The 19,471-nt window shown below is 64.7% G+C and carries 27 protein-coding genes; 21 read left to right on the forward strand and 6 right to left on the reverse strand.

The features are described from left to right. The first annotated feature begins 2 nt into the window (after positions 1-2). Positions 3-575 carry a DUF4158 domain-containing protein gene (locus tag ABFX54_RS02710; RefSeq protein WP_346101251.1) on the forward strand — a complete coding sequence of 191 codons (573 nt, stop codon included), beginning with the start codon at positions 3-5 and terminating at the stop codon, positions 573-575. Here the strand turns inward: ABFX54_RS02710 and ABFX54_RS02715 are convergent. After that, entirely contained in the window at positions 526-1,497 is a 972-nt protein-coding gene (locus ABFX54_RS02715) for an ankyrin repeat domain-containing protein (protein ID WP_346101252.1), read from the reverse strand. The genes ABFX54_RS02710 and ABFX54_RS02715 overlap by 50 nt on opposite strands. 109 nt (positions 1,498-1,606) lie before the next feature. Next, entirely contained in the window at positions 1,607-3,319 is a 1,713-nt protein-coding gene (locus tag ABFX54_RS02720; RefSeq protein ID WP_346101253.1) for a NucA/NucB deoxyribonuclease domain-containing protein, read from the reverse strand. Positions 3,320-3,470: 151 nt separating this feature from the next. On the opposite strand from ABFX54_RS02720, the gene ABFX54_RS02725 reads away from it, so the two are divergent. From ABFX54_RS02725 to ABFX54_RS02735, 3 genes are all read left to right on the forward strand, one after another. Next, positions 3,471-3,686: a hypothetical protein gene (locus tag ABFX54_RS02725; protein ID WP_346101254.1), complete on the forward strand. Its 216-nt coding sequence runs from the start codon at positions 3,471-3,473 to the stop codon at positions 3,684-3,686. A 458-nt stretch (positions 3,687-4,144) separates the two neighbouring features. Further along, entirely contained in the window at positions 4,145-4,837 is a 693-nt protein-coding gene (locus ABFX54_RS02730) for a site-specific integrase (RefSeq protein ID WP_346101255.1), read from the forward strand. 1,745 nt (positions 4,838-6,582) lie between these two features. Beyond that, on the forward strand, positions 6,583-6,957 hold the full coding sequence (locus ABFX54_RS02735) for a hypothetical protein (protein ID WP_346101256.1): 375 nt from the start codon (positions 6,583-6,585) through the stop codon (positions 6,955-6,957). A 947-nt stretch (positions 6,958-7,904) separates the two neighbouring features. On the opposite strand, the gene ABFX54_RS02740 is transcribed toward ABFX54_RS02735, so the two are convergent. Further along, on the reverse strand, positions 7,905-8,282 hold the full coding sequence (locus ABFX54_RS02740) for an NUDIX hydrolase (RefSeq protein WP_346101302.1): 378 nt from the start codon (positions 8,280-8,282) through the stop codon (positions 7,905-7,907). Positions 8,283-8,663: 381 nt separating this feature from the next. Between ABFX54_RS02740 and ABFX54_RS02745 the strand changes: the two genes are divergently transcribed. Continuing rightward, positions 8,664-9,293 carry a class I SAM-dependent methyltransferase gene (locus ABFX54_RS02745; protein WP_346101257.1) on the forward strand — a complete coding sequence of 210 codons (630 nt, stop codon included), beginning with the start codon at positions 8,664-8,666 and terminating at the stop codon, positions 9,291-9,293. Between the two features lie 202 nt (positions 9,294-9,495). Here the strand turns inward: ABFX54_RS02745 and ABFX54_RS02750 are convergent, their stop codons facing one another. Then, positions 9,496-10,212, reverse strand: a complete 717-nt coding sequence (locus ABFX54_RS02750) for a GntR family transcriptional regulator (RefSeq protein WP_346101258.1) — start codon at positions 10,210-10,212, stop codon at positions 9,496-9,498. 16 nt (positions 10,213-10,228) lie between these two features. Further along, positions 10,229-10,771, reverse strand: a complete 543-nt coding sequence (locus ABFX54_RS02755; RefSeq protein WP_346101259.1) for a GntR family transcriptional regulator — start codon at positions 10,769-10,771, stop codon at positions 10,229-10,231. Between the two features lie 197 nt (positions 10,772-10,968). Here ABFX54_RS02755 and ABFX54_RS02760 point away from each other — a divergent pair, with 197 nt between their 5' ends. The 16 genes from ABFX54_RS02760 (at position 10,969) to ABFX54_RS02835 (ending at position 19,147) form a co-directional block, all read left to right on the forward strand. Continuing rightward, positions 10,969-11,298, forward strand: coding sequence for an SCO3933 family regulatory protein (locus ABFX54_RS02760; RefSeq protein WP_346101260.1), 330 nt, complete (start codon positions 10,969-10,971; stop codon positions 11,296-11,298). 93 nt (positions 11,299-11,391) lie between these two features. Next, complete coding sequence (locus tag ABFX54_RS02765) at positions 11,392-11,619, forward strand: hypothetical protein (protein WP_346101261.1); 228 nt, start codon at positions 11,392-11,394, stop codon at positions 11,617-11,619. A gap of 3 nt (positions 11,620-11,622) precedes the next feature. Then, positions 11,623-11,766 (forward strand): hypothetical protein, encoded by a 144-nt coding sequence (locus ABFX54_RS02770; protein ID WP_346101262.1) that lies wholly within the window; start codon positions 11,623-11,625, stop codon positions 11,764-11,766. Positions 11,767-11,774: 8 nt separating this feature from the next. Then, the gene (locus ABFX54_RS02775; RefSeq protein ID WP_346101263.1) at positions 11,775-12,947 is read left to right on the forward strand and encodes an FtsK/SpoIIIE domain-containing protein; all 1,173 of its coding nucleotides are present in this window, start codon (positions 11,775-11,777) and stop codon (positions 12,945-12,947) included. 16 nt (positions 12,948-12,963) lie between these two features. Then, on the forward strand, positions 12,964-13,116 hold the full coding sequence (locus ABFX54_RS02780; protein ID WP_346101264.1) for a hypothetical protein: 153 nt from the start codon (positions 12,964-12,966) through the stop codon (positions 13,114-13,116). A gap of 103 nt (positions 13,117-13,219) precedes the next feature. Beyond that, positions 13,220-13,954, forward strand: coding sequence for a DUF2637 domain-containing protein (locus ABFX54_RS02785; RefSeq protein WP_346101265.1), 735 nt, complete (start codon positions 13,220-13,222; stop codon positions 13,952-13,954). Positions 13,955-13,997: 43 nt separating this feature from the next. Next, positions 13,998-14,318 carry a hypothetical protein gene (locus ABFX54_RS02790; protein ID WP_346101266.1) on the forward strand — a complete coding sequence of 107 codons (321 nt, stop codon included), beginning with the start codon at positions 13,998-14,000 and terminating at the stop codon, positions 14,316-14,318. Continuing rightward, on the forward strand, positions 14,315-14,554 hold the full coding sequence (locus tag ABFX54_RS02795; RefSeq protein ID WP_346101267.1) for a hypothetical protein: 240 nt from the start codon (positions 14,315-14,317) through the stop codon (positions 14,552-14,554). Before ABFX54_RS02790 ends, ABFX54_RS02795 begins: the two co-directional genes overlap by 4 nt. Before the next feature lie 130 nt (positions 14,555-14,684). Then, on the forward strand, positions 14,685-14,822 hold the full coding sequence (locus ABFX54_RS02800; RefSeq protein ID WP_346101268.1) for a hypothetical protein: 138 nt from the start codon (positions 14,685-14,687) through the stop codon (positions 14,820-14,822). Positions 14,823-14,990: 168 nt separating this feature from the next. Beyond that, positions 14,991-15,137 (forward strand): hypothetical protein, encoded by a 147-nt coding sequence (locus ABFX54_RS02805; protein WP_346101269.1) that lies wholly within the window; start codon positions 14,991-14,993, stop codon positions 15,135-15,137. Positions 15,138-15,262: 125 nt separating this feature from the next. Then, positions 15,263-15,415, forward strand: coding sequence for a hypothetical protein (locus ABFX54_RS02810; RefSeq protein ID WP_346101270.1), 153 nt, complete (start codon positions 15,263-15,265; stop codon positions 15,413-15,415). Between the two features lie 8 nt (positions 15,416-15,423). After that, complete coding sequence (locus ABFX54_RS02815) at positions 15,424-15,651, forward strand: hypothetical protein (protein ID WP_346101271.1); 228 nt, start codon at positions 15,424-15,426, stop codon at positions 15,649-15,651. A gap of 115 nt (positions 15,652-15,766) precedes the next feature. After that, a complete protein-coding gene (locus ABFX54_RS02820; RefSeq protein ID WP_346101272.1) occupies positions 15,767-15,925 on the forward strand; it encodes a hypothetical protein in 159 nt (52 codons plus the stop codon). A gap of 512 nt (positions 15,926-16,437) precedes the next feature. After that, on the forward strand, positions 16,438-17,811 hold the full coding sequence (locus ABFX54_RS02825) for a replication initiator (RefSeq protein ID WP_346101273.1): 1,374 nt from the start codon (positions 16,438-16,440) through the stop codon (positions 17,809-17,811). After that, positions 17,808-17,984, forward strand: coding sequence for a helix-turn-helix domain-containing protein (locus ABFX54_RS02830; protein WP_346101274.1), 177 nt, complete (start codon positions 17,808-17,810; stop codon positions 17,982-17,984). The genes ABFX54_RS02825 and ABFX54_RS02830 overlap by 4 nt, the downstream gene beginning before the upstream one ends. After that, on the forward strand, positions 17,981-19,147 hold the full coding sequence (locus tag ABFX54_RS02835; RefSeq protein ID WP_346101275.1) for a tyrosine-type recombinase/integrase: 1,167 nt from the start codon (positions 17,981-17,983) through the stop codon (positions 19,145-19,147). Before ABFX54_RS02830 ends, ABFX54_RS02835 begins: the two co-directional genes overlap by 4 nt. Before the next feature lie 3 nt (positions 19,148-19,150). Here the strand turns inward: ABFX54_RS02835 and ABFX54_RS02840 are convergent, their stop codons facing one another. After that, on the reverse strand, positions 19,151-19,471 hold the full coding sequence (locus tag ABFX54_RS02840; protein WP_346101276.1) for a hypothetical protein: 321 nt from the start codon (positions 19,469-19,471) through the stop codon (positions 19,151-19,153).

Here is a 19,471-nt window from a genome sequence, read left to right on the forward strand (position 1 = left end):
CGATGCACATCAACGAGCTGGTCGAGCACTGGACGATCCCGGACGAAGAGCGTGACCTCATCGCCGGGAAGCGGGACGCCACGCGACTCGGGTTCGCGATCTTGCTGAAGTTTTATACGCAGCATGGCCGATTCCCGCGCGGCCGCTCGGAGCTGCCGGACGACGTGGTTGAACACGTGGCCAAGCAAGTCCGGGTTCCTGTTTCGGAGCTGGGCTTCTATGAGTGGTCTGGCTCCACGATCGAGTACCATCGCCATCAGATCCGCACGCACCTGGGCTTTCGCACGTGCACGACGGCGGACGCGACGAAGCTGGCGGTTTGGCTGGCTGAGAAGGGCGCGCACGCCGAGCGGCGCCCTGACCGGGTACGGGAGGAACTGCTCAAGCATCTGCGCGAGGAGCGGATCGAGCCGCCGACGCCTGGGCGGATCTCCCGGATCGTGGCCTCGGCTCTGCACAACGCGGAGGTCGCCTGGTCGGTGCGGATCGCCTCCCGGCTCAGTCCCGGTGATCGCCAGGCCGGCTTCAGCGGTCTCGCTCAGGCAGACGCACCCACAGATCCGGCGGCCCGATGATGGCCCGGGCGTCGGGCAGTCGCAGCCCTGCCTTGGCGCACACATATGCCACGGCCTCGCCCTGGTAGAGGTATTCGGCCAGAATCTCATCGGCCGTCAGGTGTCCGCCCGCGTCGCCGCCGCCGGGAAGTGTGTCGGAGTCCTCGATCACTCCATCGCGGCTGACAAGTCCTTGGTCGCCGCTCTTGGGGTTGGCGAACAGGCTGTAGCAGACCGTTCCCTCGGACAACGGCAAGGTCACTTCGGGAGTGGAGGGGATGTACCCCCAGGGTTGGGTGACGACGCATCCACCGGGGACGTCGGTGATTCCGACGATTCCCAGATGGGCGTCGGGATCGGCCCAAGGATCTTCCAGGACCGGCTCCATAGTGGTGTCGTCCACCGGCCGGGCTTCCAGACGCCGCGCAGCCTCAGTCGTGGTGAGATCCGCCACGCAGGCCACACCCATGTAGTCGTCGATGTCGGCCAGCGTGGCGATCAGCCGGTGCGCCTCCGCGGCCGTCGCGGCCTCGTCGGGGGTCAGGCCGGGATGCCCGGCGGGGACCAGGAACAGGTCCGGGGTCGGACCGGCGAGGGCGAGCCGTCCAGGAGACCATCCGGCCATCATGGGCCGCCAGGGGTCCGCACCGGCGGCGACCAGGGTGCGGACGTTGTCGAGTCGATGGGCGAACACCGCCGTCCACAGGGCGGTCCGGTCGTCGAACTCGGCATCGACGTCGTCGACGCGACGGGCCAGCTCGGCCACCGTCTCAGGAGTCCCCCATTCGGCCGCGAAGTGCAGGGGCCTTCCCTCGTAACCGCCGAAGGCGTAGACGCCCGAGTTGGGGTCGGCGCCCGCTTCCAGCCTGGCGCGGATCGCTGCGAGGTCAGCCCATCCATGCCCATCGATTCCGGACCATCCCGCCGGTAGGGGCTCGGTCATGACGCTCCCTCGGATTGGCATGTCATGGACGGGGACGATTATTCCGTATCAGAACGGGCGGCTGAACCGCCTCGGCCCTCTGCCGAGTGACAGAGGGCCGAGGTCGGGTTCAGCTTCTGGTTCTCACCAAGAAAGGGTCCTTGTCGGCGAGTCTATTTCTCGAGTAGAAGGTTCTGAGCCAGGTCCATCTATGGTTCCTGTTCTGCAGGCCATTGATGGGTCTGACGGAGTAGTCGTTCCCCACTTTTCCCTGGTACGTGCTGGCGAAGGGGAACTCATCGCACTGCAGACCGGCCTGGGTGTAGTGCTGTACCCACTTCAGGCTCGGGTTCAGCTCCCAGTAGTACAGGTCGCATTCGCCCTTCGTCAGATGGCCGTTCACCTGCCTTTCCCAGTTGAACTTCTTCCGATTCTCATCCGCGTTCTTCTTGCCCAGGAGACGGGTCAGTGGATTCGATCCCGGGACGTCGGCGTTGCCCGGGATGGTCTTGACCTGGCGCACGTTGTTCACCAGTTTGTAGGGCCAGGTGTTCTTGTTGTCCGGTGTCTTCAGGGCGTCGGCGATATGGTCGATGACCGCGTCCATGGGTTTCCCGGCCGCTGTCGCCGCGCTTTTCGACATCGTGAAGACGGGGGTGATGGTGAAGATGCAGGCGCCGGTGTGCACGCCATAGGTGTTGTTCGCCGCCGCTCTCACCGTGCTCGGGGGGTCCTCGTCCTCCTGCCCGAGGGTGAGTTCGTCACAACGGGTGGTCGGGGCGTAGGCGTAGCTGGGGCCACCGCAGACGCGTGTGGTTCCGATGACCTTGCCCACGTCCAAGCCCTTGTCGTCAAAGCAGCCGGTGTTCCACAGCGGGATCGCCTGCTTGTCCCAGGTTTCGTCGACCTCGCCGTCGTCGTCCCACTCGTCCAGTGTGTTGTACAGCCGGGGACGAAGCGTGCAGGTGCTGACACGGTCGCTGTCGGGGTCGGAGTAGAAGCGGAAGAAGGTGTCACCGCTGGCCTTGAACTTGGCGATGCTGTCCCGGAACGTGTAGATGCCGTCCCCGTACTCCTGCCAGCCCTTGGCCTTCATCTGGCTGAGGACGGCGGGAGTGAGGTTACACGTGGAGCCGCTTTCGCCCTTCGAGCTGATCACCAGGCCGATCCGGTACTCGTCGAGTTTGTCGGCCGGGATCTCCTTGCCGTCGAGGTACGCCACGATGTTGCCCAGCCGGGTCCACATCGAGATCGTCTGCGGAGTCAGGCCTGTTCCGCCGATCACCCCCGCGCCGTCGGCAGTCCCTAGGTAGGTGTGATAGACGGTCGTGGCCTCCACGAGATAGCCGTCCTCCACTTGCGGGCGGACGTACTCTCCCTTCTTGATGTAGTCGCCGACGCCGATGAGCTTGCTCCAGCAGGCGTTGTAGCGGGAGGACTTCTGCCAGCCGAAGCTGGCATTCGGCTGCGGCGCGTTCCGGCGGCCCTCCGAGCACATTTCAAGGCTCATGTGCTCATAGTCGAAATCGGCGTTCTGTACGGCGGTGGCCTCCGCCTTCTTCGGAGTGCTTGCCTGGCCGGAGTCACCGAGATCGATCTTGACCGACTGCCATTCCGTCCACGAGGACACCGCGGCGGCCGATGTGGCGCGGGCACGCCATCGCACCTGCCACCCGTCCTTCAGCTTCCCGTCGGGCACCCGAGCGATTCCCACAGATCCAGCGGCGATCTCTGCGCTTCCGGACCAGATTCTGCCCTTGCCCTGCGACCGGGCGCCGGGGTCGTGCTCGACCTCGACTTCCACGGTGGAGTGCCGCGTCAACCGGCCGGACACCTTGACCATGAGCTCCGGAGCCGTGGTCGGTACGACGGCCTCCTCAGCCTTCGAGGAGCGGGTCCACAACCTGTCGATGGACAACGGGGCCTTGGCCGTAGCACGTAGTTGCCGCGGTTCCGCCGAGCCGGCCAGGAAAGTCCACCCGTAGGAACTGGGCGTGGGCACCGGCAACCTGATCCTTGCCTACCGGGAGCTCTGGGGTGAGTTCACGGGCAGCATGGCGCAGGAGCGAGAGCGCCGACTGCTCGAATCCGGCGCGGATCTGAGCCAGCCGACCAAGGTCCGAACCCTCCGCGGCCACATCACCCGGCAGCTCCTGGCCGAACTACGCGACTACTTCGACCAGCAGAAAGGAAGCGATGGCCCGCGTTAGAGATCTCTGGACCAAGACCGTCATCGGCCCCGATGGAGAGAAGAAGAGGGAGCCCACCAGCCGCCACGGCAACGGAAGGCGCTGGCTGGCCGTCTGGATCGGCCCGGACGGCAAGGACCAGACCAAGGCGTTCGCCAAGAAGAGCGACGCCGAGAAGCACGCCACCGCCATGGAGGCCGACCAGCTCAGGGGCGTCTACATCGACCCCAAGCGCGGGCAGGCCAAGCTGCGCCAGTACGCCGAGGAGACCTGGTTACCGGCCCTCGTCCACCTGCGCGCCAATTCCCTGGAGACGTACCGGTCGCACCTCAACACCCATATCTACCCGGCGTTCGGCGTTCGGCGACCGGCGGATCGGCTCGCTCGCCCGTACCGACATGAAGAGCTTCGTCGCCACTCTGAAGGGCTCCCTCGCGCCCTCCACGGTCGGCACGGTCTTCGCTGTCCTGCGTGCGCTCATGCAGGCGGCGGTGGACGATGGCGTCGTCCCCGCCAATCCCTGCCTGCGGGTTCCACTCCCCCGGGTGGAGGCTCGCGTCGTGGAGCCTCTGCCGACCCGGTCCGTGCTGGCGCTCGCCGATGCCATCACGCCGAGGTACCGCCTGGCGGTCTGGCTCGGGTTCGGCCTCGGCTTACGGGAAGGTGAGGCGCTCGGCCTCACCGAGGCCCGGGTCGAGTTCCTCAAGCGGCGCATCCGCATCGAGCAACAGGCGCAGAGGGGCACTCTTGTCGAGCTGAAGACGAAGGCGTCGCGGCGGACCCTGCCCGTCGATGACGGCGTCCTGGCGGAGATCGCAGGGCACATGCAGCGCTACTCCCCCGGCCCGGAGGGCGTGCTCATCACCAACCGCATCCGCAAGATCCCCCGGCGCTCCTCGTTCGGGGACTGCTGGCGCGAGGCCGTCGAGAAGGCCGGCCTCCCCAAGGGGACGCGGTTCCATGATCTCCGCCACTACTACGCCTCGACCCTGATCGCGGCGAACCTCAACCCCAAGAGCATCCAGCGACGTCTCGGCCACGCGACCATCGCCGAGACGTTCGACACCTACGGGCATCTGTTCCCGGACGACGAGGACCTCGGCCGCGGTGCGATCGACGCTAAGATCGAGAAAGACCTGGCGGAACAGAGCCGGAACAAGAAGGAAGCATGAACCCCAACCCCCTGGCCAGAGGGGTGTGTGTGACGAGTCGGCCTGTAGGCCGGGTTTTAATTCGACGTGCCTGTGACTTGTGGGAAGAGGAGTGCCTGCGCCGGGGAGCTGCGGGAAGGGTGACATCATTTGACACTGCTCGCCAGGCGCTGCCATGACGGTGTGCCCCCGTTGTGCCCTTCCCCAGCAGCATGGCGGCCACTAACCTCGCTGTCCCAAGGCACGACTGACGATCAGAGCCTCGACGAGGTCGTGGCCTTCTAAAGAGGTACAGTCGCCGTAGGGCGTTGTCGCCCATCTCGTCCCCCCACTCGCAGGGCCTGAGGTCCGCGCTGGGCAGACGATGCAGCGGTCGACCTCTCAGGGGGGATTCACCCTGGACCGGAGCCATCTGAGGCATGATGTCCTCATGGCGATCCGGCGTACTACTCAGGTCAGAGAGGTGCGACCACTTGGATACTGCAAGCTCTATCGTGAGCATCTAGAAAGAATCGCATCAGCCTGCGCCGAGCTAGGGCCTATCAAGATCGACATTGATGGGCACGTTGAGGCGACTGAAGCCGCAGATTTCACTGAAGTCGGGAAAGTATATAGGATCACGATACTGACTGATTTAGGCGAGAGTCCGAGCGAGTTCACTGTGGTTCTAGAAAAATCGGCAGCGCATGTCGAGATGACAGAACCTACGACGGCCATGTATGGGATTTGCTCGCGCATCCAAGATATATGCCGGGAGCAACGTCGAGCGTTGGCTATACCCGAAGGAGCATGGCCCGGTGCCGGCGTTCTCGTGATAGGGCCTTGTGCACTTTCATCAATTCTAATCTTCGGATCCGCCGAGCCCGCATTGAAATGGTCACTAGCACCCGGGATTATACTCGCAGGCTTCCTGACCTACACAATTATGTGGCTGAAAGCAACCAGAAATGGCGGCAGTGCCCATCTAATCAATACATACGAAGTGGATTCCCCAACCTTTTTCCAACGGACACGAGACGACTGGATTGTTGGTGCAATATGGGCCGCAGTCGGCGCACTAGCTGGCGGGGTGATAGGTTACTTCGTGAATGAATGGAGTTAATTATAGCACCGAGTTAATTTTGGCACTTAGCACGAGGGCTATCCAGCCCCCAACATTCTATTAGAAGCCATAGCGTCCTGGCACGGAATCCCGCAATGAGAGCGGGTCATCGTCTTAGCCAGGGCCCCACAACTTCCCTGTAACAACTTGGTTGCTCCAGCGATTTACAGATGTGCTCAGTAGCTTGCTGCCAGGTTTCCGGGAGATCCGTGCCCCACTAGCCGCAGGGTATATATGGTGCGCTTTCGTGTGGCTTACGTGGGGCGTGGGCTTACCGGGACCAGAAGCGGCGACCGGCCTCCTGAAGGAAGTCTATAAGGTCGGCGAATTTGTGGGCGCAAGCGGGGTGGCTGTGGCACTAAGTTTCACGGCTTACCTGATTGGTGTACTGTCGGCAGGAGTTTCCCAAGGACTCATAGCTCAGGACTGGTGGGGTCCTCTCAAAAATAGGCGTACGCGCACATCTCTCACGCAATTGGCCATACGAAAGGGACTGGTTGGCCCGCGAGAGTTGAGCATGTTCCGAGGAAGTAAACAACGCAACGGATGGTATTTTCTCGAAGATACCGATGCAATCAACGTCTTGCGTAGGCGCGAACCGAGAGGAAAAACGAGCGGGACCTGGCGTATCTCAAGCACCGACTATGAGCGCATCGTGACTGCAGTGTCTCTGCTAGACCGGCTTGAGAGAGACTTAATATTGATGCCGGCCCGCCTGCTTGGCAAGGAGGAAGAGCTCTATGATACGTACGATCGACTTAGAGCCGAGGCCGAATTCAGAGCGGCCGTTGCACTTCCACTTATTGCACTTGCTGGGCCGTTCTACTTCAGAATTCATTTTAGTCTAGTCTTTATTCTCCCACTCGCCTCAGGGATGTTGCTTTACTCAGCACTTCGGCGTATCGATGATGCATACTGCACTCTTGCAGAAGCGTTGCGGGCCGAGCGCGAAGATCTGACAACTCCGGTGCTGCACGGGAGAAACGACCACGCTGGCGATGGACTTGCTAGTAATTCGAGAAACATTGCAGAAGGTTAGTGTACGTCAATAATTGACGCGTGCATGTGCGACTTCTGCTGCACCTCACCTATGGTGATATTCCCATACCCGGTTATGTACGTGGTTTCTTACAACATCAGGTGGTGTCCTCGGTCATCTCCTCGTCGGGCAGGCGAAGCCATACCGGGCCGGACGTGTCGGGGCAAGCCGTCATTCGCGTGTACATGTGGCCCGGTGACCTTCCGTGCGCGCTGGTTGTCCTGCCAGCACATGACGGCTTGCCCTGGCGCGGCTGGTCTGGTGTCCCTTGTGGTGGCCGGCGGGGAGATGACCGCACAGGACCTTAGCCACTCCCCCTGGTTCGCGCGGCCGGGCTCATCTCCGAGGAGGGCCGGGGTTTGGGGCGGAGCCCCAAGGTCTTCAGCCCTTCGCGCTTCTGCTTCATCGTGCAGCTGGCCGTCGTCGGTCTCCGCCAGGCGCAGAGTCATGGCTGAGGCTTGAGGGCTGCTCGTCCTGGTCTCGTCGATCGTTCGGCTGGAGGTGTAGATACATGAAGAGGGCGCAGCGTCTGGCGACTCTTGCCGCCTGCTACCGGAGGTGCCGGCTTGCCCGGCACGCGCGCCGCCGCGGCGGGACCGGCCGAAGAGCCGCAGCCCGCCGCGAGCGAGCGCGCAGGGCCAGGCGATGTGTCGTTGGGGTTCGCTGCGGCGGTGCGCTGCCGGCGCGGCATCAGGGTAGGGCGGCTCATCGCTGAAGCTGTTCTTTGAGAGGATCACGCCTCCGTCGACGGAGCCGGGGCCGGATGTGCTGCCTGGTTCTAGCTGGTGCCTTGACGCCGCTCTTCACGGCTTCTTCCTGGAGACCTTCTCAGGCCCTATCCCGAAACTCGGGTGTGCCGTCCCCTACTGTCCCCAAGATCGCGCGGTTCCCGCCGCTGCGCGGCGGGCTTGAAACCGCAGGGAAACTTGTAACAGCCCAACCAGAGGTCACATGAGGCTGACTCCGTCGTGGTGCCGGATCGCTGGAGCACCTTCGTGGAGGGCGTCAAGGATGCGAACCGCGAACGCCTCCGTAACCATGTTTCGGATCTCAGATTCGGACGCCCAGCGGAAAGCGGTGACCTCGTCGTTGGTGATGAGCTGGCCGCCGGTGGCCTTGCAGCGGAACACGAGAGCCACGACGCCGCGGGTCATGTTCTTGTAGACGCCAGTGAGTGCCAAGGGCTCTACGATCAGGCCGGTCTCTTCGAGGACCTCGCGACGGACACCATCCGGGATGGTCTCTCCCATTTCGAGTACGCCTCCTGGAGCTTGCCACTCGCCGTTGTCGGCCCTACGAGTGGCTCTATACCTGAGTTGCGACAGCGTTTGTTGGCCGGCCGTGACAGCGGTCGTGTAGTCCGCCGGACTGTGTTGCTGAGTTTTGACAGCACCCAAGTGGTTGCGGTGGGACTATCAGGGTGCTACGCACCGTGAGGGAGCCCACGTGCTCGCATGTCGAAGGTTGAGCTGTACGCGGCGATCCGCCGCGATGCTCGCACTGGCATGTCCAACCGGGCACTGCAAACAAAGCACGGCGTCGGGTTTCGCACGGTGCCAGCTGGTGACGGACTGTGGTCGCCAGCGGCTTGTCGCGCCACCGGGTGATGGCCTTGTCCTGGTAGCCGAGCGAGTCCGATACGACGGCGCAGGATTCGGCACGGGACCGGAGAACAGCTGAGAATGGGGGGTGTTAACGTCCTTCCCGTGGCGAAGCACCAGGACGAGACCAGGACGGCCTACGACGGGGTCGTCGAGTTATATGCGTCGATGTTCGCTAACCGACTGGAGACGCAGCCGTTCGCACGGAACATGATCGGCACCTTCGCCGAGTTGGTGCGTGGGACGGGGAATTCGCGGGTGGCGGATGTCGGCTGCGGGCCCGGACATCTGACGGCCATGCTGCACGACCTGGAACTGGATGCCTTCGGGCTCGACCTCTCTCCGGGCATGGTCGACCACGCTCGGCGGGCCCATCCGGCGCTGAAGTTCGATGAGGCCCGGATGGAGGAACTCCCCGTTGAGGACGGCGCGCTCGGCGGCGTGCTGGCCCACTACTCGATGATTCACACCCCTCCTGGGGAACTACCCGCGCTGCTCGCCGAGCAGGCGCGTGTCCTGGCGCCGGGGGGCCTTCTCCTGGTCTCGTTCTTCGGAACCGACGCACCCGAGCCGGTCCGCTTCGACCACAAGGTGACACCCGCCTATAGCTGGCCGGCGGACCGCTTCGCCGAGTTGCTGGCCGGGGCTGGGTTCGCCACATTCGCGCGGCTGCTCCACGACCCGGCCTCCGAGCGGGGCTTCCTGGACGCCCACTTGCTGGCCCGTCTCCGCTAGAGAACGGGCGGAGGTGGGTGCTGCCATTTCTCACCAACATTTCTGCGCCTGTTGATCGCCAACCGCTGTCCAAACTCACCAACAAACGATGTCGCTACTGACCGACGAAATCATACGAGTCAACAGGGCTCGGCCAGTGTCGTCGACAACGACGCCGGCGACACTCACCGAATGCATGGAACGGGTCATACGCTTGCTCTCGTCATGTCGTGCGCTGGTGGTACTGCAACGTGTAGAGATGTCCGCCCTTGACCAGCACTGAGACTTCAACGGGGCGCTTGTTGTCGGCATAGACCACTCTGAGTTGCCTCATCACGGGCACTCCCTCTGGGAGTTCCAGTCCTTCAGCCTCTTCGACTGTTGGAGGGCGGCTCGACAGGAGATCCGTAAATTCACGCTGCGGGTAGCCGAGGTCGGCCAACACCTGAAGCGCCCCTCCCTTGATCTTCTTGGAGCCCGCCAAGGGCGTGCCTCCTGCGAGAGTCGATGGATAGTACGACCAGGAGAGCTCGACAGGGTCACCATCGTGGAGAAGCAGGCGATGACGCAGAACGGCCTTGTCACCATCACCAAGGCCAAGGGCTTCCGCCACGTCACGGGGCGGAACAACTTCGTCAACGCTGAGTAGCTCGTAGCTGTAGCCCCGCGGCGATGGTGCGAAGTAGGAAGAGACCTCGACAACGGCCAGTTGCTTGGCGCGGACGAAGACACCCTTGCCAGGACGGCCTTCCAGAAAGCCTTCGTCCTTCAACAGTGAGAGCGCACGTTGGACTGTGGCGTTCGCGGTCGTGTACTGACTCACAAGCTGTTGAGTCGATGGGAGCTGGGCACCAGGAGACAGTCGGCCGGCCATGATGTCTGCTCGAATGGCGGCGGCAATCTGCTGGTGCTTCGGACGGGTGTCCTGGTACTGGACCAAGGGAGAGCCTCTCTGCTCAGTGGGAGAGCTTGTAGCGAAGGTGGCGCCCGTAAGGGACCATGGTCATCACGCTGACTTCGACTGGCGTGTTGTCACGAGATCGCGATAGCCGGAAGAGAACAAGCACCCACTCGTGATCCTGGAGCTGGAGCAGCTTCCGCTCCTCGTCGGTGGCCGGCCGAGTAGATACGTCCTCCTCCACGTGGACAAGTTGATGACCCAGCTCGGCGAGGAGCGTTGGTGCTCCTCCAGGGATCTTTCTCTTGTCAGCGAGGCGGGTTCCCTGAGCTATGGACGCGGGATAGTACGAATCGGCCAGCTCGATGGGCTGCTCATCAAGCAGCACGGTTCGACGTCTGACGATTACGGGTTCGTCCTCACGGAGGCCGAGCGCCGCTCCCACGTTTGCTGGAGGGCGCAGCACTGTCACTTCACGAAGGACGTTGCTGCCGGTGTGTCCATGTTCAGCGGCCTCCTCTGCCCAGGCGTCCGGCTGGTCCGCCCTTCGGGGTAGCACGTACGGCATTGAGACGCTGCTCCAGCTCTCTTGCTCGGCCACGACCCACCACTCCTCACCAGCTCATCCCGCAGGGACACCACCTAGCCACCTTACTGGCAAGGCGATAAGGATGGATTTGTCCCCTGCCCTCAAAGAAGTCTACCCAACACCTTGCTGCCTTATCGGAATGGCAGTATGGTTGCGGTAGAACCTCGAAGCCACGGCTTGCCGAGGACCAAGAGATCAGAGGAGAACACATGCGCAACATTCCGGTGGACATCGCGTCGATGTCGTTCACGGTCGCTGGCGAGGCTGAGCCGAAGATCGTGGATCGGGCGACCGGTGAGGTGAAGAAGGACGCGGAGGGGCGTGAGCTGTACACGCTGCCGCTGCTGCCCATGCCGAACGACGACCGGCGCAACCCGGTGATCACGGTGACCTTCCCGTCCGCGACCTTCCCGCAGATCGTGGTCGGCAGCAAGGTCAAGCCGGTGGGGCTGACCTGCTTCTACTGGCAGATGAACGGGCGTTCCGGGATGGGGTTTCGCTGCGAGGCGATCCGGTCGGCCGCGGAGAAGGCGGCCTGATACGAGAGGTCCCGGAGCGGCCGTGTGCTTGGCGGCTTGGGCCGCTCCGGGGTCTCCGTCCACCCAGATATGAGGAGAGGAGACCGGTCTAGTATGGCCGACTTCGCGGTCTGGCTGGGGCTGGCGTTGCTGGCTGCCAGCGTGGGCTTCTGGGCGTGGCGGCGGTGGGCGCCGACCTCGTTCTGGTACGTGATCGGGTTCCCGGCCAAGGCGCTGGCGGTGTACGGGACGTGGCGGGCGGTGGCTTCGGGCTGCGGTCTGTCCAGGCGTCGGCGTCGCTGGCGGTGGACCTTCCCCGGCTTCCCCGGACTGGGGGGTTGAGGCATGGAACTCGGGGAATTCTGGAAGCGGTTCAACGAGGAGCTGACGCCGGAGCAGGCTGACTGTGCGCTGGCGTGGCTGGCCGACCACGATGGCAGTGCGGTGCTGACCGCCATCGCCTACGCCAAGGGGAGGTACCCCGGGTGAGAGGCCTGATGATTGCCAAGCAGCGTCGTGGCTTGCGGCGGGTGGAGGTTGAGCGGGCTCCGCGCCTGGGGCTGTTGCGGCCGACGTCCACGGGGTTTCGGGTGACGGTGCGGCTGCACGATGGGCAGACTCCCGACGACTACGAGCGGGTGCTGGACAAGCTGGCGCACGCCTGGCGGGTGCACAGTGTGCGCCTGGTCGGTTGGCGGCCGGGCAAGGTGACCTTGGCCGCCACGATGACCGATCCACTGGAGACGGTGGCCGGCGGGCATTCGCTCGCTGATGGGCTGCTGCGGGTGCGGGTCGGCCGGTTGGACTCCGGTGAGTGGTTCGTGATCGATTTCCGCAAGGTACCGCACTGGCTGAACGTGGGCGCTACCCAGTCCGGGAAGTCGAACCTGGCTAACGCCCTGATCGCGGGGCTGGCCCCGCAACCGGTGGCGCTGGTCGGCTTCGATCTGAAGGGCGGGGTCGAGTTCACCCCGTATCAGCGGCGACTCTCGGCGCTGGCCACTGAGCGTGCCGAGTGTGCGCGGCTGCTGGCCGATCTGGTCGGGATCATCACGTCTCGCATGGCGCTGTGCCGCCAGCACCGGGTCAAGAACATCTGGCATCCGAGGTTGCCAGAGGAGGCACGGCCAACGCCCATCGTGGTGCTGGTCGATGAGGTGGCCGAGCTGTTCCTGATGGCCGATCCCAAGGCGGAGAAGGAAGAGGTCGCCGCGGTCGCTACCCGGCTACTGCGCATCGCTCAGCTGGGCCGCGCGTTCGGAATCTACCTGGTGGTGTGCGGGCAGCGCGTGGGCTCGGATCTGGGGCCGGGGGTGACCGCGCTGCGTGCGCAGCTGACCGGCCGGATATGCCACATGGTCAACGACGACGAGACGGCCAAGATGTGCCTGGGCGACATGGACTCCCGCGCAGTAGCGGCGGCTCGGCAGATCTCTGCGGACCGGCCGGGCACGGCGGTGGTGCTGGGGGCTGATAGCCGCTGGCATATGGAGCGCTCGGTGCACGTCACCGAGGAGGAAGCCGAAGCAGCAGCTGAGGAGCACGCGGAGCTGGCTCCATCGTGGGCGCTCCTGACTGGCGGACCGGCGATCGAGGTGGCCGACGCGACGGAGCTGGAGCGGGCGGTGGAGGAGTTCACCGAACCCGACCTTGAGGACATGCCCGTCTAGCCGGAAAGGAGGCCAGGTGAAGTTGCAGCTCGATGACGTCGTGTGCGAGACCTGCGGCAGCAGCGACAACGAAGTGACCAGCGTCGGCCTCAGCCGGTTTGCCCGGGACGTCTTGCGGGTCGACTACTTCTGCCGGACGTGCGAGGACCGCTGGACCGTGTGGCTGTAGCCGCAACCTCGGCTGCAGAGCGGACCTTCTTCCCCGTGGCCTGACGTGAGCCGTGATCACGCCATGTCCCTACCTGATCCATGCCTAATTCGGGAGTATCAACGTGAAAGAGCGCGCGATGAACCGGCTCCGCTCGGTGGTGGTCGACTCGGCACCGGTGACGGTCCTGGCTGTGATCGCGGCTGTCGGATCGTTCGATCACATCTCCAGCCTGGCGCGCAAGTATGGCCAGCACGGCTGGCGGGCGTGGGCGGTGGCCGTCTGTATCGACCTGCTGTGCGTGATGGCTGCCCGGGAGATCCAGCGCGACAAGCGCACCGGCCGGCGTCGCCGCGGGCTGCTGTCGTGGCCTGCTCTGGTACTGGCCGGCGGGATCGTGCTGACCCTGGCCGCGAACCTGGCCGAAGCTCCGAAAACCAGCTGGGGCTGGATTCTCGCGGCGACACCGGCCGGAGCGTTCCTCATCGCCATGTCGATGTTGGAGCGCCGAGCTAGTCATCCCAAATCTGACGCGGTGGCGGTCCGCGCTCGCCCGATCGTGCCCGCGTACGAGGAGGCTCCGGCAGAGGAGGAACCTGCGCAGCGTGAGCAGCTGAAGGCTGCGCTGGAAAACGAGGCGCCTCCGCAGCTCGAACAGGGTCCGCCTACTCCTGCTGTCCCGGATAAGGACGGGCCACTGCCGGCGCCTGCGCTGGTGGGCTACGCGCGCCGCGTAGCCGCCGAGTACGAGGCCGCTCACGGCAGGCGGATTCCCACTGAAGTGCTGCGCACCCGGATGAACGTCGCCCCGGAACTGGCCGCCGCACTGGTGGACCAGCTGGGCGTGGACGGCGACTGAGACATCAATTCCGACCGACATCGACAGATGAGGAGATCCCCTGATGATGACCACCGACTCAACCGTCCGTGCCGAGTTCATCGCCGGGCTGCGCGCGCTGGCGCGGTTCCTGGCTGACAACCCCAAGGTGCCCGTCCCGAGCTACGGCGAGACGGTCAGCGTGCACGCCAGCGGCACCGAACGGCAGCAGCACGCGAAGGTGGACCGGGTGGCGGAGCTCATCGGCGCACCCACGAGCGGCGGCACGCACTACCAGACGGCACGGGACTTCGGGCCGATCACCTACCGCGCGATCGCGATCAGCGAGCAAGCCATGAACGAGTACACCGCGGCCCTGAGTTACCAAGGGGCGGTGACGACGTGAGCGTTTACCTGCCTGAGCAGGGCCGGACGTTCAGGGGCACGGTTGCGCTGCTGGCCGTCGGTGGCGTGGCACTCGTTGCGCTGGGTCTGTCCGGCGGTTTCGGCGAGAGTGACCCGGCCGCACCGGCTCCCACCGGCTCGGCCACGACTCCCACCAGTAGCAGCACGCCGCCATCGATCACCTGCGAGGCAGACCAGTGCTGGTGGACCGACCTCGGCAAACCCGAACGAAGGTGACGCGCTGATGGACCGGCTCAGCGCACATCCCCTACCGCTGTGACCGACCGCCCAGGGTGCTCGCCCGGTGTCTCCCCCTTCATCGGGCGGGTGCCCGGGGCGACCGGCCCCAGACGAAGGGATGACTGCCATGTCGAAGGTCACGATCCACACCAAGAACGGCGAACAGATCGAGGTCAACGCCGCTCCTCACGAGGAGGCGTTCTACGACGACCTCCCGTTCACCAGCGAGAACGTGATGATCACGGAGATTCGGCCGAAGCGGTAACCGCGGCTCTGAGCCACAGAGGAGGAAGCCATGGCGCTCTGGGCCTTCCAGTGCTGCACCTGCAACGGCACCGGCATCGACGGCGAGAACCAGACCTGCCGCGACTGCACCGGCACCGGCATCGACAACCACGTCAACGACTGAAGCAGCCGAAGGGAGGAGACAGCCATGAACTTCGACCAGCGCGTCAGGCAGCTCCGTGAGCAGAACGGCTACAGCCTCACCCAGGCTCGCCGGCAAGCGTTCACCGAAGCGCAGGCCGATCTAAAGGCCCGCGAGGAAGCCATGTTCGACGAGATCGACCAGGACGGTTAGCGATCCCTGGAGCCGAACGTGAGCACCGATCAGCTTCAACGAAGACAGACGACGAAGATTCCTCCAAGGCCGCTCATCCGGCAAAGATTCCCGGCCCTGGAGGCTCCACAAGGGAGAACTCCACGATGGCAGCAAAGACGCAGATCTTCCACCCTGGCAAACCGGGCATCTGGCCCGGCGGTGAGCCCCAGACCGTACGCGACGCCTACGACGAGCTCCTCGCCCAGCAAGAGGCGGAGCGTATCGAGCGCGAGCAGGCTCGGGGGGCGCAGCGATGAGAGGGCGGATGAGCGCCGCGCAGCTGGCCGAGCTGAAGGCCAGGACGCAGAACGCCAACGAGCTGAACGAGCTGGCCCGTGCCGCCAACGGCCACGGCGTGACCGCCGCAGAGCGGCGTAAGGCTGATGCCGAACTGCAGACCGCCGTCGGCACGAGGAAGGCCAAGCGGCTGCGTGAGGACGCCCTGCGACAGGCCGGCGCCCGCGGCAAGGGCCTGGGGCGCTGGTTCGGGTGAGCAGGAAACTCCCTCCGCCGCGGCCCCTGCCTCGGTGCTCGATCTGCCGCGGCTACCTGTACGTCCGGACCCAGACCTGCCCCAAATGCGATCGCTAGAAGGGAGGGCCACCACCATGTCGACACCGACCGGCGTCAACGACCAACGGGTGACCTGCCCCGGCTGCCGCTACGAAACCCGGCTCGCGCGCTTCCAAGCGCTGCTGGTAGGCGAACACGGGCTCCAGGTCGGCTGCCCGAACTGCCGCTACTCGTTCTGGGTCACCTTCCACTGATCGCGACGGCTGAGATCAATCGCTCCACTCCGAAGGGAGGGACTGACCATGCCCGAACCGCTTGAGAACTGCGATCCCGAGTTCATCGATGGCTCCTGGCACGGCTGCGGCGACTGCCCGGCCTGTCTGGAGCAGGCCGACAACGACGCCGAGTTCCTCGACTGATCGCGACGGCTGAGGTTGCGGGTGCCCGCCCAGCTTGCCCAGTTCGTCCCGCTGGGCGGGTGCCCGGACCGTCATGGCTTAGAGATCGCAAAGGAGACATCGCCATTGATGGCCAACCAGTATCGCGTCCGCGTCATCGAGACGTACGCCCGTGGCGCTGACCTCCCGTGGAGTGTGGCACGGCAGGTAGTAGGCCATGACCGAAGCGGCCGGTGTGAGCACCCGGTCACCATCCGCGGCTGCGGCCAGACACGGTTACTTGCCTGCGCTCGACGGCTGCCCGCCGATCAGCAGTGCGCGGCCTGCCGTACACACACCGTCATCGTCGACGTGAGGAGGATCATTCAGTGAGCGACGCGGGGGCGCTCGCCGAACTGGCCGGGCCGGTCGTGCGCGACTTGGCCCGGCATTCGAGCACCAACCTGGCCCGCTGGCTGGACCGCGTCCACCGCCTGCGCGGCTGTGCGGAACCAGTCCGGCTGACCGGCGAAAGCCTCACCCTGAACGCCATCTCCGGCGAAGTCCTGTCCCACTACCACACCGACAACGAGCCCCACGGGCAACTGCTCATCCGGTGCGGCAACCGGCGCGCCTCCCGCTGCCCGTCCTGCTCCGAGCTCTACCGCCGCGACACCTACCATCTGATCCGGGCCGGTCTCCTCGGCGGAGCCAAGGGCGTGCCGACGACCGTCCGCGAGCACCCGAAGGTGTTCGCCACCCTGACCGCGCCCTCGTTCGGGCCAGTGCATCGCGGTCCCGGAAGAGATGGCAAGCCTCAGGTCTGCCACCCCCGCCGTACCGGCCTGGCCTGCTTCCAGCGCCACAAGGCCGACGACACCAGAATCGGGCAACCGCTCGACCCGGACGCCTACGACTACATCGGGCACGTGCTGTGGAACGCGCACGCCGGTGATCTCTGGCGTCGCTTCACCACCTACCTGCGGCGCCGCCTGGCCGCCTCGGCCGGCCTGACCCAGATCGCGTTCAACAAGGCGGTTCGGGTCTCCTTCGCCAAAGTCGCCGAGTACCAGGCCCGCGGCGTCGTGCACTTCCACGCCGTGATCCGTCTCGATGCCCGGACCACCGATCCGGCCGACGTCCTCGAACCGCCGCACTGGGCCACCGTGCAGCTGCTCGACGACGCGATCCGCTCGGCCGCTACCGCCGTCAAACTCAACGCGCCCACGCTCGGCCAGCCGACGCGGCATCTCGTCTGGGGCCGCCAGGTCGACGTCCAGCCGATCCACGGGAGCGACCTCGCCGGCCAGCTGTCAGAGCAGGCTGTGGCTGGCTATATCGCCAAATACGCCACCAAAGCCGCCGAGTCTTCCGGCACGCTCGATCGCCGCATCCATGAACACGATCTCACCCACCTGCACGAGCGCGGCGCCACTGCCCACGCCGCCCGGCTGATCCGCACAGCCTGGGAGCTGGGCCACCCCGGCACCCATCCCGAGCTGACCGGCCTACGGCTGCGCAAGTGGGCTCACATGCTCGGGTTCCGTGGTCACTTCTCCACCCGGTCCCGGTCCTACTCGACCACGCTCGGCGCCATTCGGCAGGAACGTACCGAATACCGGCATGAGCAGCTGCGCGCGGCGGGCCTGATGCCGGAAGAGGACGACACCACGCTCGTGCTCACCCACTGGCGATTCGCCGGCCAGGGCTACAGCGCTGGGGAAAGCGCCTTGGCCACCTCACTGAGGGAGGGAAAGACGTGATCACCGAGGACCGGACGTGGACGATCGACGAAGTAGCCGAATTCTTGCAGGTGCCCGTGGGCACGCTTTACCAGTGGCGTAGTCGTCGCATCGGTCCTCCTGGCCATCGCGCGGGGAAGCATGTGCGCTACTTGCCGGAAGAGGTCAAGGCATGGCTTCGGGAGCAGCCTTGACGGTCTATGACCAGTGGCACAAGTCCCGGCCAGAACCGGGCGAAGCCAAATGCACCGAGCACAAGCGGGTGCCGACCGCCAAGCACGGACAGGGGGCGCGCTGGCAGGTCCGCTATCGGGATGAGAAGGGTGAGCAGCGGAAACGTAACTTCGAGCGGAAGGCCGATGCCGACCGCTTCGACGTGACGCGCCGTGCTGACGAACCTCGTGGTGAGTGGATCGATCCCAAACTCGGGCAGACACGCTTTCAGGTTTATGCGCAAACGTGGATGGCGTCTCGGCTGCACAAGCCTGGGACCGTGACGACTTACGCGGGGCATCTGAAGAATCACATCAACCCGATGTTCGGCCTGGTGCCGCTGGCTGCCATACGACCCACGGCCGTCCAGGGCTGGGTAAAGGACCTGCACGCCAAGGGCCTGGCTCCGCGTACGGTCGAGACTATCTACGTGATCTTCTCCAGCATCATACGCGGCGCCGTACGGGACGCTATGATCCGTCGTTCGCCTTGTGTCGACATTCGCTTGCCCGAGGCGGACAAAACCACGATCCGACTCCTCTCCCCCGCCGAGGTGATCGCGCTATACCGCGCGATGCGACCCGAGTTCGCGCCGCTGATCCTCCTGGGAGCCGCGGCCGGCCTGCGGCAAGGGGAAGCATTCGGCCTGGCTGGCGATCGTTTGGACTTCCAGGGAGCGATGCTGCGAGTGGACCGGCAGGTTGTAGTGATCGACCGGCGCCCGGTGTTGGCTCCGCCGAAGACCCGGGCCTCCGTGCGTGACGTACCGATGCCGGCCGTGCTCGCCGACGCCCTGGCGGAACACATCGACCGGCGGAAGCCCAAGGACGCGCTGTTCCGGACTTCGCGCGGCAACCTGATCCGGCGCGACTACTTCAACGCCGACATCCTCAAGCCTGCGATCCTCGCGGCCAAGGTACCGGCGGACATGACGTTCCACGATCTGCGACACACCTTCGCCAGCACGGCGCTGGCTGAGGGCGTGCCCATCTCCGAAGTGTCACGGTGGCTGGGCCACGAGTCCATCACCACGACCGTGGACCTGTACGGTCACCTGGTACCTGAAGCATCACAGCGTGCACGCACTGCTATGGATAAGGTGCTTTTCCAGGAGCTTCGGTCACCGCGATCGTCTCAGCCATGACGATCAAACCTCTTCCCGGAGGCCACTTTCGGGCAGGTCGACCAGATCGAGAATTCTGATTATTTCGACCTCAGATGTATCTTCGGCCGGCCAAAACCGAATCGTCATCACTAAGTTTTCTCGCGGCCAGATGGATATCGGCCGAAGGATGGTTGGATCGTCGGCCATATCTTCGGTCCAGTACCACCGACCCCGCCAGTCTCCAGTTCGGATGTCTTTGAGGACCTTTGCCACAAGTTGGTGATCTCCCTCCTTGCAGCTATCCGAGTTCCACCATTTCGCGAGTACCCGATCGCTTCCCGCCTGGAGCCGTAGCTCCGCCAT

Origin of the sequence: Nonomuraea maheshkhaliensis, from assembly GCF_039529435.1 — a bacterium.
Lineage (GTDB): Bacteria > Actinomycetota > Actinomycetes > Streptosporangiales > Streptosporangiaceae > Nonomuraea > Nonomuraea maheshkhaliensis.

What these genes read in the sequence shown, in the direction of transcription:
- ABFX54_RS02800 (WP_346101268.1), top strand. Translation starts at nt 14,685, where the DNA reads ATGTCGAAGGTCACGATCCACACCAAGAACGGCGAACAGATCGAGGTC.
- ABFX54_RS02840 (WP_346101276.1), bottom strand. Translation starts at nt 19,471, where the DNA reads ATGGCGGAGCTACGGCTCCAGGCGGGAAGCGATCGGGTACTCGCGAAA.
- ABFX54_RS02775 (WP_346101263.1), top strand. Translation starts at nt 11,775, where the DNA reads ATGATTGCCAAGCAGCGTCGTGGCTTGCGGCGGGTGGAGGTTGAGCGG.
- ABFX54_RS02805 (WP_346101269.1), top strand. Translation starts at nt 14,991, where the DNA reads ATGAACTTCGACCAGCGCGTCAGGCAGCTCCGTGAGCAGAACGGCTAC.
- ABFX54_RS02815 (WP_346101271.1), top strand. Translation starts at nt 15,424, where the DNA reads ATGAGCGCCGCGCAGCTGGCCGAGCTGAAGGCCAGGACGCAGAACGCC.
- ABFX54_RS02715 (WP_346101252.1), bottom strand. Translation starts at nt 1,497, where the DNA reads ATGACCGAGCCCCTACCGGCGGGATGGTCCGGAATCGATGGGCATGGA.
- ABFX54_RS02820 (WP_346101272.1), top strand. Translation starts at nt 15,767, where the DNA reads ATGTCGACACCGACCGGCGTCAACGACCAACGGGTGACCTGCCCCGGC.
- ABFX54_RS02760 (WP_346101260.1), top strand. Translation starts at nt 10,969, where the DNA reads ATGCGCAACATTCCGGTGGACATCGCGTCGATGTCGTTCACGGTCGCT.
- ABFX54_RS02770 (WP_346101262.1), top strand. Translation starts at nt 11,623, where the DNA reads ATGGAACTCGGGGAATTCTGGAAGCGGTTCAACGAGGAGCTGACGCCG.
- ABFX54_RS02810 (WP_346101270.1), top strand. Translation starts at nt 15,263, where the DNA reads ATGGCAGCAAAGACGCAGATCTTCCACCCTGGCAAACCGGGCATCTGG.
- ABFX54_RS02765 (WP_346101261.1), top strand. Translation starts at nt 11,392, where the DNA reads ATGGCCGACTTCGCGGTCTGGCTGGGGCTGGCGTTGCTGGCTGCCAGC.
- ABFX54_RS02710 (WP_346101251.1), top strand. Translation starts at nt 3, where the DNA reads ATGCACATCAACGAGCTGGTCGAGCACTGGACGATCCCGGACGAAGAG.
- ABFX54_RS02790 (WP_346101266.1), top strand. Translation starts at nt 13,998, where the DNA reads ATGATGACCACCGACTCAACCGTCCGTGCCGAGTTCATCGCCGGGCTG.
- ABFX54_RS02720 (WP_346101253.1), bottom strand. Translation starts at nt 3,319, where the DNA reads ATGGTCAAGGTGTCCGGCCGGTTGACGCGGCACTCCACCGTGGAAGTC.
- ABFX54_RS02730 (WP_346101255.1), top strand. Translation starts at nt 4,145, where the DNA reads ATGCAGGCGGCGGTGGACGATGGCGTCGTCCCCGCCAATCCCTGCCTG.